The sequence below is a fragment of the Flavobacteriales bacterium genome, from assembly GCA_016716605.1.
Classification (GTDB): Bacteria; Bacteroidota; Bacteroidia; order Flavobacteriales_F; family PHOS-HE28; genus PHOS-HE28.
On record JADJWA010000001.1, the window covers coordinates 3,623,384 to 3,641,550 of the forward strand.

The 18,167-nt window shown below is 62.9% G+C and carries 10 protein-coding genes; 5 read left to right on the plus strand and 5 right to left on the minus strand.

The genetic code is table 11. The features are described from left to right. Window positions 1–11 precede the first annotated feature (11 nt). A complete protein-coding gene (locus tag IPM12_14750; GenBank protein MBK9149062.1) occupies window positions 12–1,949 on the minus strand; it encodes a S9 family peptidase in 1,938 nt (645 codons plus the stop codon). Window positions 1,950–2,083: 134 nt separating this feature from the next. On the opposite strand from IPM12_14750, the gene IPM12_14755 reads away from it, so the two are divergent. From IPM12_14755 to IPM12_14765, 3 genes are read left to right on the plus strand one after another with little or no spacing between them, the layout of a single operon-like run. Continuing rightward, window positions 2,084–2,563 (plus strand): DUF4920 domain-containing protein, encoded by a 480-nt coding sequence (locus IPM12_14755; protein MBK9149063.1) that lies wholly within the window; start codon window positions 2,084–2,086, stop codon window positions 2,561–2,563. A gap of 55 nt (window positions 2,564–2,618) precedes the next feature. Next, window positions 2,619–3,329 carry a phosphatase PAP2 family protein gene (locus IPM12_14760; protein ID MBK9149064.1) on the plus strand — a complete coding sequence of 237 codons (711 nt, stop codon included), beginning with the start codon at window positions 2,619–2,621 and terminating at the stop codon, window positions 3,327–3,329. Next, complete coding sequence (locus IPM12_14765) at window positions 3,326–4,252, plus strand: isoaspartyl peptidase/L-asparaginase (GenBank protein ID MBK9149065.1); 927 nt, start codon at window positions 3,326–3,328, stop codon at window positions 4,250–4,252. Before IPM12_14760 ends, IPM12_14765 begins: the two co-directional genes overlap by 4 nt. Before the next feature lie 362 nt (window positions 4,253–4,614). Here the strand turns inward: IPM12_14765 and IPM12_14770 are convergent, their stop codons facing one another. From IPM12_14770 to IPM12_14780, 3 genes are all read right to left on the minus strand, one after another. Next, entirely contained in the window at window positions 4,615–6,825 is a 2,211-nt protein-coding gene (locus tag IPM12_14770; GenBank protein ID MBK9149066.1) for a tail fiber domain-containing protein, read from the minus strand. 265 nt (window positions 6,826–7,090) lie between these two features. Continuing rightward, the gene (locus IPM12_14775; protein ID MBK9149067.1) at window positions 7,091–8,086 is read right to left on the minus strand and encodes a hypothetical protein; all 996 of its coding nucleotides are present in this window, start codon (window positions 8,084–8,086) and stop codon (window positions 7,091–7,093) included. 131 nt (window positions 8,087–8,217) lie between these two features. Beyond that, window positions 8,218–8,853 (minus strand): hypothetical protein, encoded by a 636-nt coding sequence (locus IPM12_14780; GenBank protein ID MBK9149068.1) that lies wholly within the window; start codon window positions 8,851–8,853, stop codon window positions 8,218–8,220. Window positions 8,854–9,292: 439 nt separating this feature from the next. Between IPM12_14780 and IPM12_14785 the strand changes: the two genes are divergently transcribed. Together IPM12_14785 and IPM12_14790 are read left to right on the plus strand one after the other, a co-directional pair. Continuing rightward, the gene (locus IPM12_14785; protein ID MBK9149069.1) at window positions 9,293–11,197 is read left to right on the plus strand and encodes a hypothetical protein; all 1,905 of its coding nucleotides are present in this window, start codon (window positions 9,293–9,295) and stop codon (window positions 11,195–11,197) included. Between the two features lie 46 nt (window positions 11,198–11,243). Continuing rightward, window positions 11,244–12,062, plus strand: a complete 819-nt coding sequence (locus tag IPM12_14790; protein MBK9149070.1) for an ion transporter — start codon at window positions 11,244–11,246, stop codon at window positions 12,060–12,062. On the opposite strand, the gene IPM12_14795 is transcribed toward IPM12_14790, so the two are convergent. Then, window positions 12,046–18,108, minus strand: a complete 6,063-nt coding sequence (locus IPM12_14795) for a PKD domain-containing protein (GenBank protein MBK9149071.1) — start codon at window positions 18,106–18,108, stop codon at window positions 12,046–12,048. The genes IPM12_14790 and IPM12_14795 overlap by 17 nt on opposite strands. Window positions 18,109–18,167 lie beyond the last annotated feature (59 nt).

Below are 18,167 nucleotides of genomic sequence, written 5' to 3' on the forward strand. Positions count from 1 at the left end.
TCCATCCGACCTCACTTCAGCAAGTGCTCGCGGACGAAGGCAATCGTCGCATAGAACTGGAAATCGCTGTTGCCCTTCTTGCGGAAGCCGTGCCCCTCGTCGTTGGCCATGAGGAACCAGACGGTGCCGCCTTTCTCCTTGATGCGTTCCTTCATCTGCACCGCTTCGCTGGCGGGCACGCGCGGGTCATTGCCGCCCTGCACGATGAAGAGCGGCTTGGTGATCTTCTCGGCGCGGTTGAGCGGTGAGATGCCCTCGAGGAAGGCGGCCATCTTCGGATCGCGCTCATCACCGTATTCCACACGGCGCAGGTCGCGGCGATAATCCTCTGTGTTCTTCAGGAAGGTGTTGAAGTTGCTGATGCCCACCACATCGAGCGCGCAGCGGATGCGATCGGCGTAGTGGACGCTAACGGCCAATGTCATGTAGCCGCCGTAGCTGCCACCGGTCACCATCACGCGGTCGGCATCGAGATCCGGTTGCGTTGCGATCCAATCGAGCAGCGCGCCGATGTCCTTCACGCTCTCTTCGCGTTTGTAGCCATTATCCAGGTCAAGGAAGGTCTTGCCGTAGCCGCTGCTGCCGCGCACATTGGGGTAGATGATGGCCACGCCCAGTTCATTCAGGTAGTAATTATTGCGCCCTTGGAAGCCCGGCCGCGATTGCCCCTCCGGCCCTCCATGGATGTTGATGATCACGGGCCGCTTGCCGGTGAACCTCGCGTGTGGCCGGTAGAGGTAGCCGCTGATCGTGCGCTTGTCGAATGAAGGCCACTTCACCAGCTCAGGTGCGCGCAGGCCGCTCACATCCATGCCGCCGAGCTCGCTCTCGGTCCAGCGCAGCAGCTTCCCGCTGGCCAGATCCAGCTCGAAGACATCGCTGGTGCTGGCGTGCGTGGTGAGCGTCAGGCCGAGCGCGCGGCCATCCTTCGTGAAGCTCAGGCCGCCGATGAGGCCCACGGGCATGCCCGGCACTTCCTCGTAGGCGAGCGTGCGCGTGTCAAGGAGGTAGAGCTTCGAGAGGCCGTCCTCATTGGTGGTGAAAGCCATGCGCGAGCGATCGTGCGCGAGTTCCACGCCTCCAACATCCCACGGGATGCTCTCCGTGATCGCCTTGAGCTTGCGCGTCCTCAGATCGTAGATGCAGAGGCGATTGAACTCGCTGTCCTTGTTGCTGGTGAGGAAGATGCCCGTGCCCTCCGCATTCCAGGCGATTGCGCGGTAGGTGGTGCGCTCGTCCTTCAACGGAAGCAAACGCGTCTTCACCCCGGTGGCAATGTCGAGCACATAGATGCGGCTCTCATTCACCGAGATGCCTTCGCCGATCAGCAATTGCTTGTCATCGATGCTCCAATCGCTGATGCCCCAGCCACCGCCGCTGTTCTCGGCCACCACGCGGTCGGTCGCCGGGTCCAGGGGATCCATCACGCGGATGTCGCGGTCCTTGCCATTGCGCATGGTGCTGCTGTAGGCGATGCGCTTGCCATCGCGGCTCCACGCCCCTCTCCCATTCTGCGATCGCTTGCCATCGGTGAGCAGCGTAGCCTTGCCATCGGCATCCATGCGGTAGAGCTGGCTGAACTCGTTGCCGCCCGCATCCTTGTTGAAGAGGAAATAGCGTCCCTCGTTGGGCTCGTAGTTGGCGCCGCCCACGGCATCCTCGTAGAAGGTGATCTGCATGCGCGCGCCGCCGGGGAACCTCACCTGGTGCAGCTGGCTGGTGTTGCCGAAGCGCGTGCTGATGAGCATCTCCTTGCGCACAGGGTGCCACGCTGCGAGGCCAGCGCCGCGTCCTTCGGTGTACGCCCGCACCTCGCTGATGAGGCTCGCGGGCAATGGAGGTATGCCTTCGGCCACGAGGTTGTCGGTGACGGGGATGGTGGGGCCTTGGGCCGAAGCGATGAGCGGAAACGCCCCGGCGATCAAGAGGTGGTGGAGCTTGGTTCGCATTGGCCGCAATGTAGATGCAGTGGCATACTCTCCTTCAGACCAAAATACGCAACCTGCGCTTCGTCATGCCGGACACTCAGTCCGAACGCCGATCTTCGTCGCCCCGCTCAGGCGGGCAAGCCCAACGCTCAACCATGAAGAACATCCACTCCGCCGTTGCCGCAGCCGCCATCTTGCTGGCCTGCAACACCGCCACCGTTCCCGCCACCGCGCAGGACAATGTGAAGAGCTATGGCGCAGCCATCACACCTGATGGCGCCATGCACATCGCCTACCTCGTGCAGCAGATGGCGAACACCGATTCACTGGCAGCCAAGGTCGAATGCGACATCATCACCAGCTGCACCAAGAAAGGCTGCTGGATGACGGTGCAGCTCCCCGACGGACAGGACATGATGGTGCGCTTCAAGGACTACGGCTTTTTCGTGCCCACCAAGGGACTCGAGGGCAAGCGCGCCGTGCTTCAGGGCTATGCCACCAAGGAAGTGGTTGATGTGGCCACCCTGCGCCACTACGCCGAGGACGCTGGCAAGAGCAAGGAGGAGATCGAGAAGATCACGGAGCCGGAGAACAACCTGATGTTCCTCGCCGACGGCGTGCTCATCACCTTCTGATCGCGAGACGGTGCCGCTTGCATCGCGACCAAGGCCCGGGAGATTCTTCCGGGCCTTGCTCTTTTCCGTGGTCCCGCTCGCCTCAACCGCTCAGACCGCTCACGGCCTGCAGCTGGGGCGCGAGCTGGCATTCGCAGGCGCTGGCCTGGGCGTGAACGGCATCGGCCTGCTGCTGCGCCACATGAATTCACCGAAGCCTGCCCCAGGGATCAACATGGAGCGCGTGCCTGCGATCGACCGATGGAGCACACAGCAATGGCAACCGGGGGCGCACCGCGCCAGCAACGTGCTATTCCTTGGTGCGGTCACAGCTTCCTTCGCAGGTGGTTTCGTGCTGCAAGGCAGCGATCGCCCCTTCGACGCAGCCGCCATCACGGCTGAGAGCTTCCTGCTCACCTCCGGGCTCACGAGCATCGCCAAGGAACTGGTGCGCCGGCCCCGGCCCTATCGCTTCAACCCGGACGTGCCGGACGCCATGCATCACCCACGTGAGGATTTCGTGAGCTTCTGGAGCGGCCATGCAGCCAACACCGCCGCCGTTGGATTCAGTATGGCCGCGCTCGTGCAGCGCTCCGATGCATCGCCAGGGATGAAAGGCGCGGTCTGGGCTGGAGCTTTGGCTGCGCCCCTCTGCATGGGCTATCTGCGCATGCGGGCCGGCAAGCATTTCCTCACCGATGTGTTCGTAGGCGCGCTGGTCGGCACTGCCGTGGGATTGGCGGTCCCCTACTTTCACCGCGAATCTGAATCATACAAAGTACCATGAGCAAGATCGCCCTGGCCGTGCACGGAGGCGCCGGCACCATCGCCCGGGAACTGATGACGCCCGAGCGGGAGAAGGCCTATCACGATGCGCTGGAACTCGCCTTGAAGCGCGGCCATGCGATCCTGCTGGATGGCGGCGATGCGCTCGATGCCGTGGAGGCCGCCGTGCGCGCCCTCGAGGATTCGCCGCACTTCAACGCCGGCAAAGGATCGGTCTTCAACGCCGATGGCCAGCATGAGATGGATGCCAGCCTCATGAACGGCAGCGACCTGCGCGCGGGCGCCGTCGCCGGGGTGCAGAACGTGAAGAACCCGATCACCCTTGCCCGTCGCGTGATGGAAAGGAGCAGCCACGTGCTCATCAGCGGCATGGGCGCCTTCGAGTTCGCGCACAAGCAGAAGATCGAGCTGGAGGACGACCTCTACTTCTTCGACCAGTTCCGGTACGACCAATGGAAGGAGACCCAGGGCACCGATGCGTACCAGCTCGATCACAGCGACAAGGAGAAGAAATTCGGCACCGTAGGCGCCGTGGCGCTCGATGCCCGCGGCCACCTCGCCGCCGCCACCAGCACTGGCGGCATGACCAACAAGAAGTGGCAGCGCATCGGCGATAGCCCCATCATCGGCGCTGGCACCTACGCCAACGATGCCACCTGCGCGGTGAGCTGCACCGGCCATGGCGAGAGCTTCATCCGCGCGGTGGCCGCGCACGATGTGCATGCGCTCATGGCCTACAAGGGCCTCTCCTTGCAGGAGGCCGTGCGCGTGGTGGTGCATGAGAAACTGCCTCCCTTGGATGGCGACGGCGGCCTCATCGCGGTGGACCGCAGCGGCAACATCGTGCTCGACTTCAACTGCACGGGCATGTACCGCGGGCAGGTGGGCAGCGACGGGGAGTTCCGGACGGACATCTTCCGGTAGGTCCTTGGCGACAGGGATGCTTCAGCCTTGTGGCCCATTGCTGCAAGGCAGGAATGCAGCACGATCGGAATCGGGTCCTTCCATTCGCATTGGGGCCTTCATCTTCAGCGGCAGGGCGCCGTTCTACCGAGACGGTGGATAAGATCCGAACTAGGCAAGGGGCGCAATGGAGGAGAGGGATGTGAGGGAGGCTGCGTCCTCCATCACCTCCATCACTTCCTCATCCTTCCCAACCTTGGTTGCTATCGACCAGCTCTTTGTTGCCGTCTGAGTAGCTGTAACGCGAAAGGGTGCAAGGGCGCGAACGCTCGCTCCCTTGCACCCTTATTACGTGGCATCCCGCGCATCCAGCGGCCTAGTGACTACCGCCCCACCTTCACCGCGCGCTTCACCAGCGGCTCACCGTCGAGCAAGAGGGTGATGTAGTACACGCCGGGCGCGAGCCTCTCGGTGCTCCACTCGGTCTGGAACTCACCGGCCTCGCGCTGGCCCTCGCTCAGCACCATCAGGCTGCGGCCATCGGCGCTGTTGGCCATGAGATGCATGCGGCCCGCGCGCTCCAAGGTGCAGAACAATGTGGTGCGATCCGTGAAGGGGTTTGGCGCGATGCGGAGCACCGTGCCTTCGGCAGGCAGGGTGCGCTCTTGGGCGGGGGTGAGTTTCTCGTCATCCACAGCGGAGCCGGAGCGTTGGTCGCTATCGGTGGGTGAGGCGCAGCAAGCGGCGAGTTGCTCTTGTAAGTCGGCCAATTGCTGTTGAATGATTGTAATGATTGCTTGCTGCTCCTTGATCGCCCCGATGAGCACCGGGGTGATCTTGTTGTAATCGATGCCCTTCACCGGCAACTCAGCGCTGGTCTCGTTCCCTAGGCTATCAAACCTGGCTGGGACCACGGTGCTCAATACGGCCTCCGGTATAACCTCTTCAACCTCTTGAGCCAGAAGACCAATCTGAGGAGCCGTGCTCAGCTCCAACAACGCGAAATCGGCCGTATTGAACAGGTATGTTTTCGGTTGGAGTTGCGAAACCAATGACAACGCACCGCTGAGATCCTCAATATCAACCTTGAGGCCCTCGTCCGAGATCGTCGCCGTGCCATTGGAGAACCAACCAGTGTTCTGCACCCAGATATCGCCGACGAACCATCCCGCCCACGGATTCGCACCATTCGCATCGGCCCATATGCCATAGTTCGCACTGGCACCGCCTTGTCCCGTTGTGGTTACCCCACGCGTTTCCTGGCCTCCAAGCGCCGAGAAATCACCAGCATGATTCAAATTGCTCGCATTAGACGCTACACCTTGGAATGCCTTTGCGGTGGCCCCACCCCATGCAGTGCCTTCAACAGCGGTTGGAGCTGCACTTGCATAGGCCTCGGCTCTTACGCCAACTGCTCCGCCACCGCCGTTGCGCGCAATGCCCCAAACGCCGTAGAGACGACTACTGTTCTCGGCGATGCCGCGCAAGCCTATATTGTTGATTCCACCATCGGCCATTCCCTCTCCTCCAACAGAAGTGAAGGCCCCGTTGGGGTTGTGGAAAAGTGCCGCGCGGTCGTTACCAGGGTCAATCACGAGCGCTTTCTTCACATGCAGCTTCGCTTCCGGTGAATCGATGCCAATTCCAACCAGGTCATCCTCCTCAGGGCAATTGCCATTGCTGCCGTCAGGCAGGTAAGCTGTTACCACATCGGAATTTGGTGTCACCTCCCAATCACAATCCGCAGCGCCACCACCGATGGATGCAGGAGGAACCCACTTCACCACGCCGCGTTCCTGATTGCCCGGTGTAAGCGTGGTGCGGTCCACAACCATTACGTAGAACGAATCAACAGCAGCCGAATCGTCCGGTAGCTGCCGAATGCGTAACCGCCCATTGAGGATATCGACCCGTTCCGTTGGATCCGTTACCACCGCCGGTGTCAACTGGTTGCCTGCGAAGAAATCACCGATGCCAACGTTGACATCGAAATTGGTCCGTGGCCATAACCGGATGGCTTCAAGGCCATTGACCGATTGCGCGCCACGCGCTTGACCGGCATTGTATTCCGTTGTGAAGACGAACTTCATTCGGTCCGTGCCCCATGGACTGCCGTTCGGATTGTCGCTCCACTGGATCACGAAATCCGTGTTATCGTTGGCATCGTACTTATGGCCGATGTAGCTCTGGTCGCTGTTGCCCGTGAAGGTGATGCCATTGCGCTGCCAGGGGCGGAAGCCGTGCTGTTGCGCGTACACCACCGGGTCGTTGGGGTTCACGGCATTGTCCAACAAGTGCAGCCGTGTGAATGGCGCCTGGCTCCCGATATTGGTGAAGGCATCGGCTGTGCCGCTCAGCGCGAAGAAGCCATCGCGGTTCACATTGGTGAAGGGCGGTGCGGTGGGCGGGCCCATATTGCTGGTCACGTTGCCGTTCAACCGTGCGCGCTGAACGGTTTCCGTATGCAGCTGGAAGTGCCCATTGGGCGAATTGATGTTGAAGTGCCCTAGTGTGGGCACCGCGAACAACTGCCCGCGCTCGTCGGCTGGCGTGCTACCACCATGAAACATGCGCCAGTAAGTGGGGTTCGCCACGCCAAGTATGGTTTGGGAAGCGTTGGTGCGGAATACCTCGCCCGTTAGTGTGGCTGTCAGATCCCCATGAATCTGAAACGCTGCCGGGAAAGGCGTTGTTGTCAGGTTCCCTATGGCAAAGCCCCTTCCCTGGTTCGGTCCGATCGGATTGGTTCGCCACCAACCTGCACCAGCATTGGTGAATTGCGCGTTTGCGCACGTTGTCATTGCGAAGAGGCCTATTGACAGGCTCATCGCTCGATCGATCTGTCTCATTGTTCTCGGTTCAACAACCGAGGAACACGCGCTCAGCTATTCGGCTGCCATCATCCAGTTCGGCTACCACGATGTACGCGCCACTCGCCCATGTGCCGACGGAAACGCTCCAATTGTCGGAGCCCGTTAGCGCCAGCGGCGTTGCGACTTCCCGGCCTAGTGTATCCACAACCGAAATGTGCCGGACACCGAGTCCCAGAAGTCCTGCTGCATGCAAGTAGCCGCTCGAAGGATCAGTCCAAACCCTGAACCCTTGCCGCGGCCTGATTGCCAAGCCAGACGCAATGGCGCAATACAGCGGATCCGGAGAAACGCACACGTCGTCGATGTAGGAATAGGTCAGGTTATTGGTGCCATTGGGGTCCATCAGCGTCCAGTTGGTCTCCTCGTCGCTGAAGAAGTTGCCCACTACCACGTACTGGTATGCACTATCGGCGACGAAACTGCCGCTGATCACCGTCCAGCCAACCGTGTCTTCGACCACTTCAGTGCCGAACACGTGGGCATAACCAGGAACAGGATCAAAGTCGTCCTGAAGCCATTGGCTCATGGTGAAAAGCAAACCGTGGTGATCGCTGGCGAAGAGGACTCTATCGAGCGCCGGAAATCCAGTGCCCCAACCTAGCGTGAGGTTGACCTTGAGCGAAGCGTAGTACGTGGTCCCTACCTCTAATGGGGTAGTTAACTGCGCACCTATCCACTCCCTCAAATACCAAGGCCAGCCGTCATCTTCACTGAAAGTGATGATGCCGGCATAGGCTTGGCCATACGAGGGTAGTTGTTCCCCGGTCATGTTCAGCGGCACTCCGCACGAATCCGGATGGCCGCACACATGGTACAGGTCGCAGGAATAATCGCCTCTGAAGGTGCGCCAACCGATGGCCTTCTCGATTTCGCCTAGATTTTGCGGGCAGCTGCTGATCTCCTCGAAGCTCCAGTTGGGCACGAGGTTCTGGGCCCACAGGCGTGGCACTAGCAGCAGCAAGCAAGAAAGCAGCAGTGCCAAGCGCATTGTTCCTCGATCTTGTTCAAGTAAACGTACGAATGCAGGGCGTAGGAATCGCGCATGCATGCCTTCCCTTACGGCGGCCGGGAGCGGCCAAGCGCCCGCAGGCGCATGCAATCAGCTGACCGCGCCTACTTATGGAATGGTGGTGCTTGCTCCATGGGGTAGCGTTTTGTTGTTGAAGGAATGGTATCGCGCGCTGCGCTGTCCACAGGCGCGGCATCGAATATCCCATGCGGATCGAAGTTGCGCTGCACCCATCGCTCCCAATCGAACGCCGGCACAGTGGAAGGACTCAGGTAGAGGCTATGGCGCAGTGCTGCGGCGCTGTCAAGGGGAGCTTCGCCTGCTGGGGCGGTGCTGTCCGTGCGGATGGAATCCTCCTGTTGAAACGTTGGCCAGATGATCCTATCACTCCCGTGCATCCACGGCCGGTAGCCATCTGTGGAACCATCCAAGAACGCTTCCGGTATGCGCAACCGTGCGAATGGCGACTCCCCGATGCTGGCGAAGAGAACCAGGTCCTGCGGCTGCATGGGCAAAGTGTCCATGTGAACGCAACGATGGCGGTCGGCAATTTCGCACCACTCGGCCAGCGGGTTCCGCAAGAGCCTGAGGGCGTGGCGGCGTTCATCCGCACAGGTGTTGGACGGCGGCGCTTCGCGCACGGCTGCGATCCCGTGCTTATTGCGCTCTTCCGGTTCCGATGGGAACAAGGCCATGGCCAGCGCGACCAGGCCAGCCATGGTGGCGAGCAGGGCTTTCATGCGCGAAGGGTGTTGCGGCGCACGGCAATAGCCGCACGCGGTTGTTGACGGAATGCGGAATGGATGCGACCGCGAAGCCGATGCGGGTCAGAACTTCGAGTCCAGCGGCCCAGCGGCCCAGCGGCCCAGCGGCCCAGCGGCCCAGCGGTCCGAGCAGTGCACTGTTGACCAGCGCAGCAATGTTAGCCTAGGAATGTTGCGAAGTACGCTGCGGCTCATGGTTCGGCTTGGAGTTCACAAGCTATGCTTCAAGATCCCGGAAACCGAACTGCGAGTTTTGCACCAATCACGAACCGGATATGAACCGGGCCTTGCATCTGCTCCGGGCTTGGCGCTGGAAAGACACCCTGACCTTCCACCGTTCATGAACACGAAACCCGGCTGCTTGCCAGACCACCCATCCCCCCTACCTTTCGTCTGCCCATCAACCCCCGCCGTCATGAAGCAGACCATTGCCCTAGCCCTTTTCGGCCTGTTCGCTTTCAGCGCTGCCGCGCAGAACGTGGCCATCAACGCCGATGGCGCCGCGCCCAATGCGAGCGCGATGCTCGATGTGGATGTGACCGCGCTGCCCGCCAACAACAAGCGCGGGTTGCTGGTGCCTCGCGTGGCGCTCACGGCAACGAACGTGGCAGCGCCCGTGGTGGGTCCTGCCGCCTCGCTGCTGGTGTACAATACGGCCACGGCCGGCGCGGCGCCGAACAACGTGGTGCCCGGCTACTACTACTGGAACGGCGTGGCGTGGGTGCGCTTCGCTGCCACCGGCGATGGCTGGCTCACCACGGGCAACTACGGCACCGTGGCGGGCACGAATTGGATTGGCACGAATGACGCAGCCGACTGGGTGATCAAGACCGGAGGCATCGCAGCGGCGAATGAGCGGGCGCGCGTGCTCAGCGGCGGCAAGGTGGTGGTGAACAACGTGGGCGTGGGCGGATTCGCCAACGATGTGTTCAGCGTGTATGCTACCGGCACCACCAATGGCACCACCACGAACACCTCTGCGCTGGGCACTCGGGCGATCAATGGGTACACGAGCACGGGCTTCGGCGTGGCGGGCTTCACCTCGGGAACCGTGGGCACCACCTTTGGCGTGTATGGCAGCTCGAACGCGGTATCCGGTACTGCCAACGGCATCCGCGGCGAGGCCACCTTCCATCAGGCCATCCCCATTGCCGCCATCGGGAACGTAGGCGCCACCGCGGTCACCACGGGAACCACGAGCCGCGCCATCTTCGGGCAACTCAATGGCACCTTGGCGGGCACGGCCGTCGGCATAGGCGTTCAGGCCGTGATCAATGCAACCATGGCCACCGGTGATGCCCGTGGCGTGAACGGCGCATCGCCGGCGAATGATGGCATCGGCGTGGCGGGCTTCTCCACCATCGCGGCCGCAGCGCTGAACCCGGTGGGGGTCTATGGCCAAGCGGCGATCAACACCGGCTTCGGCATGCAGGCGTGGAATACGAATGCAGGCGGAACAGGTGCGATCTTCACCGGGAACAACGCCGCCACCACCTTCCTTGTAGCCGGCACAGGCACGGCGGCCAACGGCACCATCGTCGGGCACTTCGGCTATGGGCGCAATGCGGTCAATGGCATCGGTGTGGTCGGCGTGGGCAACAACGGTGGAGCCATCTTCACGCCTGCCCGAGGCGCTGGAGTGGTGGGCACTGGCAACCAGTACGGCGTGGTGGGCTTCGCCACGACCACGGTGAGCACCACTGCGAACAACAACAGCGCCTTCAATGGCGCCAACGCGTCCTCGGGCGGCTATTTCGAGGTGCAGACCGCTGGAACGGCCCAGACCTGGAGCTATGTGGCGGTGCGCGACAACCTGGGGATCCTGCGCAAGATCATCGGGCCGGGCACGGTGAACACGATCGTGAAGGACCTCGACGGCAATCAGGTGGCCCTCTCCTGCCCCGAAGCGCCCGAGAACCTGTTCCAGGATTACGGGACCGGGCAGCTCGTGAATGGCCGTGCGCGCATCACGCTCGACCCCATCCTCTCGAAGAACATCGTCGTGGATGCGGCGCATCCGTTGCGCGTATTCGTGCAGCTTGAAGGCGACTGCAACGGAGTCTTCGTGACCAACAAGAGCGGCGCTGGCTTCGACGTGGTGGAACTGATGAACGGCACGAGCAATACGCCCTTCACGTGGACGGTAGCCGCCAATCGGGCGGACGAAGTACTGCCCGACGGAACGGTTTCGCGGTACTCTGCAGAGCGCTTCGCGCGAGCGCCCGGCCCAGCCGAGAAGACGAAGCAGGCCACGAGCGACGCGAGAGGCTCCCGCAGCCCGGGCGATGCGCCCGTGCTTGATTCCAGCGCGCGTCCATGATTCGTCATGCGGGATTCCTTGGCGTTCCTGAACCAGGCAGTGAGGCATGGAGCGGTTGAAGCAGCAATTGCGCATCATCATCTTCGGATCGGACACGCGGGCCGGCATAGCCTTCGACCTTGTCCTCATCGCCTTCATCCTCCTCAGCGTCGCGCTGGTCTTCCTGGAGAGCGTCTCGGAGATCAGGGAACAGCACGGCGCTGCGCTCAAAGCCGCGGAGTGGGCGGTCACGATCCTGTTCACCATCGAGTACCTCATCCGGCTCTGGATCAGTGAGCCGCCGCGCCGGTACGCGCTCAGTTTCTTCGGCGCAGTGGACCTGCTGGCCATCCTGCCCTCGTACCTGAGCGTGCTCATTCCCGGCGCGCAGGCGCTGGGCGTGGTGCGGGCCATGCGGCTCATGCGCGTATTCCGCATCCTCAACCTGTTCATCTATGTGCGCGAGGCGCGGCTGCTGCTGCTCGCGCTGCTCGCCAGTCGCCACCGCATCATCGTCTTCATGCTGGCGGTCCTTGCGCTGGTCACGCTCTTCGGCGCGATCATGTACGTGGTGGAATCGCCGGAGGCCGGCTTCACCAGCGTGCCGCGGAGCATCTACTGGGCCATCGTCACCCTCACCACGGTCGGATACGGCGACATCGCGCCGATCACTCCGCTCGGACAGGCCATCGCGTCGGTGATCATGATCCTGGGCTATGCCATCATCGCCATCCCCACGGGCATCGTCAGCGTGGAGCTCTCGAGGCAGGGGACGCGTTCCTCGCAACGGGCCTGCACCGCATGCGGGAAGCTCTTCGAACTGGCCGATGCGCGCTTTTGCCCGCACTGCGGGAAGCCCTTGGGACCCGTCAGCGCAGCAGGGTGACGTGCCCGATGAAGTCGCGGGCATCGCCATCGCGTTCCACGATCACCTTCCACACGTACACATCGATCACCGGCTCTGCACCTTCCTTGCGGCCGTCCCAGCCCACGTTCCGGTCCTCGGTGCTCCAGATCGCCAGGCCCCATCGGTCGAAGATGGTGAGCTTGTAGCGCCAGCCTTCATAGCCAGCGATGATCGGCCGGAACACCTCATTGCGGTCGTCGTTGTTCGGGGTGAAGGTGTTGGGGACGAAGATCAGCGGGTCACTGCCGACGGGTTGGATCTTGCAGATCGTATCCGGGCAGGTGAAACTGTTCACGGCCACGAGGCACACGGTGAAGAGCCCGCCATCGGCCGGGAAGAGGTGCAACGGGTGCGTCTCATCGCTGCCTTCCCCGTCACCGAAATCCCAAGTGTAGAGCACGGCGCCCTGGCTCAGGTTGCTGAACTGGATCGCGTTGCGGACGCTCACCAGGGTATCACCGGTGAAATCCGCGATCGGCGTCGGGTTCACCGTGATCGCATTCACGGCGATGAGCGTATCGGTGCACCCACCAGCGCCCGTCGCAATGAGCGTTACCGTGTATTGCCCCGGCTGGGCATAGCTGTGCAAGGGCGCATCGGCAAGGCTCTGGCTGCCATCGCCGAAGCGCCAGCGGAACGAGGAAGCGTTCTGGGACTCGTTGATGAACTCGATCGGGCGCCCCGCGCACGCGGGCTGCGGCTGGGCGGTGAAGGCCGCCACCGGTGAGGGATGCACGGTGAAGTCCACCGCGTGCGTATCCGTGCAGCCGTACTGGTTCAGTGCCGTGAGCGTGACGGTGTAGGTGCCCGGCGCATCGAAGGTGATCTCAGGCTGGTTCAGCAAGGAGGCTTGCCCGTTGCCGAGGTCCCACGTATAGCCGATGGCGCCTTGCGATGCATTGATGGACTGGATCGTCACCGGCGATACGCAGCTCTGCGCCTGGGAGAGCGCGAAGAGCGCATCCGGCAGCGGATGGGCCACCACGTTGAGGCTCACCGTATCGGCGCAACCATTCAGATTCTCGGCGATCATGGTCACCGTGTAGGTGCCGGCCTGCGTGTAGGTGTGGAAAGGCTCGGCCTGGCCGCTGGAATTGCCATCGCCGAAGCTCCATTGGTAGAAGCTGGCGCCGGTGCTCTGGTTGGTGAAAGCCACGTCGAGGTCGATACAGCCGTTGTCGGGCGCTGGCGTGAATGCGGCCACGGGGGTTATGCTCACATTCACGAATTGGGCGATGGTGGCGGTGCATCCATTGAGCGCGCTCGTGATGGTGAGCGTGACCGGGAAGACCCCGCTGGTGGCATAGCTGTGGGTGGGCGAGGTGAGCGTGCTGGTGGTTCCATCACCGAATTCCCACTGCGAGCCGCTGATGCCGGGCGAGGTGTTGGTGAAGGTGAACTCTCCGCCTACGCAGGTGCCCTGCGGCGCCACGGTGAAGGAGGGCTGCGGCGCGGGGAACACCGTTACCTCCTGACTGTAGCTGTCATAGCCGCAACCGAAGGCCTCGAGCGTAATGGTGTAGGTGCCGGGCTGGTTATAGGTATGCGAGAGATCGGGTGCGATGCTCGTGTTGCCATCGCCGAGCGTCCAGTACAGCGCGGTATCGCCCGCCGTGAGGTGCGTGAGCTCCACGGTGAGCGGCGCGCAGCCTTGAACGGGATCCAAATTGAAGAACGAGGTGACCTGGTTGGGCAGCACCGTGATCGTGTACTGCGCGGTGTCGCTTCCGCAGGCGTTGCTGGCGATGAGCGTAATGGTGTAGGGCGTGTTCACCGTGTCGGCCGCATAGGCATGCGTGACGATCGTGGCATCCGATGCGCTCGTGGCGCCATCGCCGAAGTCCCATTGGAAGCTGTCGGGCAGGCCGTAGCTGACATTCGCGAAGGGCACCTGGCTGAAGGCGCAGTGCTCGTCCACGTTCGGGCCGAATACGGCCGTGGGCGAAGGCATCACCGTCACGTTGATCGTCTGCGCATCCGATCCGCAGGCATTGCTGGCGGTGAGCGTCACGGGATACACGACCGCATCCTGCGGATCCATCGGGAAGGTGAAGGGCGGAGGCCATTGAAGGGCGCTCGTCCCCAGCACGCCGAAGTCCCACCAATAGCTCAGGCCATCGCCCAACGAGTTGTTGTCGAAGTCAATGGTGAGCGGCCCGCAGCCGTTATCGGCGGAGAGCACGGGCTCCGCTTCGGGCACGTCCCACACGAGCACGGTGCTGGTGATCGTGTCGGTGCAATTGGCGCCGGTGCTCACCACGAGCGTTACATCGTAGGTCCCGGTCGCCGTGAACACATGGAAAGGCGAATCAGCGAACGATGCGCTGCCATCGCCGAAGTCCCATTCGGATCCGCTGTAGTTCGCGCTGGTGTTCGTGAACTGGAAGGGCACGTTGGCGCAGGCCACCGGTGCATAGGTGAAGCCCGCCACCGGCAGTGACTGCACGGTGACCGTGGCCGCATCGCTGTTGCTGCAGCCCGTGAGCGGATCGGTGTAATCGTAGGTGACCGGATTGCCGCCGGGCAGCGCGAGCATCGGATCGAAGTTGCCGGCCGCATCCACGCCTGTGCCGCTCCACGTGCCTCCGGGCGGATCGGCGGTGAGCAATTGCACGCCGCCATCGAGGCACACGCTGATGTCGGTGCCCGCATCGACCACCGGCAGCGCATTCACCACCACAGTGATCTGATCCTGCAGCAAACAGGTAGCGGTGCCGAATGAATAGGTGAGCGTGTAGGAGCCCGGCACGTTCGAGCTCAGCGAGCCGCCGGCCGTCACTTGCGGAGAACCGCTCCAGGTGCCGCCCGCCGGTGAGCCATTCAACTGCAATGCGCCGCTGTTCACGCACACGCTGGTATCATTCCCCGCGAAGGCCGGGTTGACGATGGGCTGGATATCGACGGTGAGCTGATCGGTGGCCGTGCAACCGTTGCCATCGGTGAAGCTGTAAGTGAGCACATCATTCGCCACACCGTTGGGTGTGATCTCACCGGTGGGCGTCACCGCGATGGTGCTGCCGCTCCAGGTGCCGCCAGCGGGCGCCCCATTGAGCTGGTACGGGATGGGTTGATCGCAGAGCACCACATCCGGCCCGGCATTCACGTTCGGCAATGGGTTCACCGTGGCATCCACCGATGCTGAGGACACACAGCCGTTCGCGTTGTTGAACGTGTAGGTAAGCGTGTGCGTGGCGGGAGCGACCGCGCCTGGATCGAATTGCCAAGGAGGTCCGCTCACGCCGCTGCCGCTCCAGGTGCCGCCGACCGGATTGCCCACGAGCGCCGTCGGTGCTTCATCGGCGCATTGCGCGAATGCGGGCATCACGTTCAGCAAGGTCGCCGGCACCACGCTCACCACTACTTGATCGCTGGTGGCGCAGGTGCCCGTTCCATAGTTGTAGGTGACGTTGAAATTGCCCGTGTTGCTGGGCGTGAACCAACCACCCACGCCAGCGCCCACCCACGTACCGCCCGCGGGGCTCCATCCATTGAGCTGCACCGGTGTGTTGCCCTGGCAGATCGTGGCATCGGGACCCGCATCAGCGAACACTGGCACAGCTTGCACGGCGATGTCCACTTGGTCCGAACTGGTGCACCCGTTCGCATTCGTATGCGTGTAGGTCAAGGTGACCGTGCCCAATTGACCAGGCGTGGGAGTGAACACGCCGCCCGCCGTCACCCCCGCGCCGCTCCATGTGCCCGGTGCGGGATTGCCGATGAGGTTCACCGGGATCGCCTGATCACAGAAGGTCTGGTCAGCCCCTGCGTTCACGATCGGCAAGGGGTACACCGTCACCGTGACCGTGGCGCTGCCGGGGCATCCGCCCAGATCGCCGCTCACCGTGTAGGTGGTGGTGAGCGCCGGACTGGTGGTGAGCGTGGGCCCTGTGCCGATCTGCGTGGCGCCGATGAACCATTGATAGTTGCCCGCGCCATTGGCGGTGAGCGAGGTGCTCTGGCCGTTGCAGATCGCCGCGCTCGGCGGATCCACGGTCAGGGTGGGCGCGGCGATCACCTGCACATTCACCGTGGCTGCCGGCCCGGTGCAGCCATTGCTGATCGCCACCACGGCATACACGCCCCCATTGGCCGCGCTCACGTTGTTGATCGTCACGGACGGCGAGTTGCTGATCACCGTGCCCTGCGGATTGGTCCATTGGAAGGTGGCCCCGGGAATGAGCGCCGCGCTCAACGAGAGGGTCTGCCCCGCGCATACCGGGCTGTTGCTGGCCACCACCGGCAGCGGCGGCGCGGTGCCGATGGCGAGGTTCTGGTTCACCGTGGCATTGCCGCATCCATTGGTCACCGTGAGGGAAATGGTTGAATTGCCCGCATTCGCATAGCACACCTGGCCCGGTGATGCGGTGTTCGCATTGGCGGGTGCACCGCCCGGGAAGGTCCAGGCGTAGGTGAGGTTGTTATCCCCGCATGGCTGCACGACGGCCGATGGATTCACGCATTGCCCCGCGCAGATGCCGGCCAGCGCGTTCATGTTCACCTGCGGCGGCGCATTCACGGTGATCACCTGCTGCACCGGCGGCACGTTGCACGAATTGACCGCGCGGTACTGCACGGTGTAGGTGCCCGGCTCGCTGAAGAGGAACTGCGGCTGCTGGCTCTGGGCATTGCCGTTGGCGAAGCTCCACGCCGGTCCACCGCATGGTGAGGCCACGCCATTCACCGTCCACAAGTGCGTGAGCAGGCAATTCTGCCCGTAGGTGCTGGTGTTGGTGTTCACCGGCTGGTAGGGCGCGCAGCCCGGGGTGGGCAGGGTGAAGGACGGAACAGGCGGCTCTTCCACGCAGACGGTGCGCTGGAGGGTGTGCGTTCCGCAGCTATTGCCCGTGCGGTCGGTGATGGTGTAGGTGCCTGCCGCGGTGAACTGCACGCCGATGCTGGTGCTGCCATCGGTCCAAAGGCCGGGGTTCGCGGGCTGGCCATTGTCGTTGCCCAGGGTGCCGCTCGCAAGGGTCCAGCCGGCCAGCGGCGCAATGCTCCAGATGTTGCGCGGAGGCGTGGCACAGCCCGGAGCGGTGAGGCCGATGCTCTGGTCGGTGAAGGTGACCGTGGTATTCACGCAGGCGGTATCCGTGCTCTGCGTGAACTGCGCCTGCGGCGTCTCGCTCACGCGGATAGGACCGATCTGCCCTTGGGTCTGGTCACAGGGATTCTGCGCGGTGAAGGTGACGTTGAGCTGCCCGCCCGGCAGTCCGCAGGTGCTGGTGAGATAGGTGTGGTTCACCGAGGCCGGCGGCGGATGGTTCAGGGTGATGCTGTTGCCATCACCGAAGTTGATGATGTAGGTGGTGCCCGGCGAATTGCCAGCCACACTGTTGATGTAGAAAGGCAGCGTGCCGCCGGTGCAGATGTTGGTGTTGGGGTCGGTGCTGATGCCGCCGCCCGGATTCGTGCCGAGGAAGACCTGGTACTGCTGGGTGCGCACGCAGCCGTTGCCGTAGGTCACCGAATAGGTCATCGTCCACAGGCCCTGGTTGTAGGTGTGGCTCAGGCTCCATCCCTGCGCGGGGTTCACCACCGGACTGCCATCGCCCCAATTGATGGTGCGCGAGGTGCCGCCCGCCGTCTGGTCCGTGAAGCTGAAGTTCCACGAGCCGCTGGGATCGCAGATGCTGAAGGTGGTGAGGCCGTTGAAGGTGGTGATCTGCTCCGGGCCGGTGCTCGTGAGCTGCGCCGGTGGCGCCGCGTTCACGTTGACGGTCACCTGGTCGCTAGCGGTGCAGCCATCGTCATCGGTGACGGTGAGCGTGTACACCGTGTTCGTGGTGGGACTGGCCACCGGATTGGCGATCGCGGGATCGCTCAGTCCTGCGATGGGGGTCCAGCTATAGGTGTACGGCGCGTTGCCATTGCTCACGTTCGAATTGAGCTGCACCGATGCGCCCTCACAGATCGTCTGCACGCCGTTCGGCGTGGCATTCACGGTCATGTTGCACGGCTGCGCCCACCCCTCGCTGCAAGCGAAGCCCAAGACCGCAAGGGCCAAGGCCCTGAGAGTGAATGTCATGTATGGGCGCAATTCTGCGGGTGCGAAACTACCGGGGCATTCACTTCCGGATGGGCAGC